Raw genomic sequence first — 639 nt, 5'->3', positions numbered from 1 at the left:
CCGCCTCCGTGCGTATCCGGCCGATCGACGCCCGGAGCCGGGTGCGTCGTACGGGACGAGGCGGGATCCATCGACACGACCTCCGTGTGCTGAGCCGATTCCCCGGGGGGAGGGGTGGTGGGCGCTTCCGTAGCGCCGGGTGCGGCGGACCGACGCCCGCTTTCCTCCCCCTCGTCCGCCGTCCCCAAAGACGAGTGCGCCCGTGCGCGGGCCAGTGCGCCTCCGTAGGCCGGTCCGAGCGCCGCCAGGGCGGGCGCCGCCGCCGACAGCAGTTCGTGGTCGGCGGCGCCCAGGGCGGCCTCGTCGAGTTCGGCGGGTGCGGCCACCAGAGTGCCGAGGAGGCCGGAGCGCGCGCCCATCACCCGTCCGGCGATCGCCGACACCTCCTGGAGGGTGCGCAGGGTCTCGGTCCGTCCCAGGCCGCGCAGGAGCCGCTCGCGCACGCCGTCCAGGAACTCGTAGCGGGGGCCGTCGCCGCCTACGCCGGCGTGCGCCGCCAGCAGGCCGCCGAGCAGAATCTCCACGAACGGCAGCGGTCCGGCGGCCCGGCCCAGCAGGCGCTGCACCGCGCCCACCACCTCGGGCCGCAGCGGCACCATCGCGAGCTGTGCGGCCAGCCGCCGCGCCTGGGGGGAGGCG

The 639-nt window shown here is 77.2% G+C and carries 1 pseudogene; it reads right to left on the bottom strand.

Going from position 1 to position 639, the window contains the following annotated elements:
* A pseudogene (locus tag BZY54_RS51470) lies at positions 1-639 on the bottom strand (hypothetical protein); the annotation flags it as partial.

The sequence above is a fragment of the Streptomyces carpinensis genome (assembly GCF_002154505.1).
GTDB lineage: Bacteria > Actinomycetota > Actinomycetes > Streptomycetales > Streptomycetaceae > Streptomyces > Streptomyces carpinensis.
This window is presented reverse-complemented; position numbering and strand designations above follow the sequence as displayed.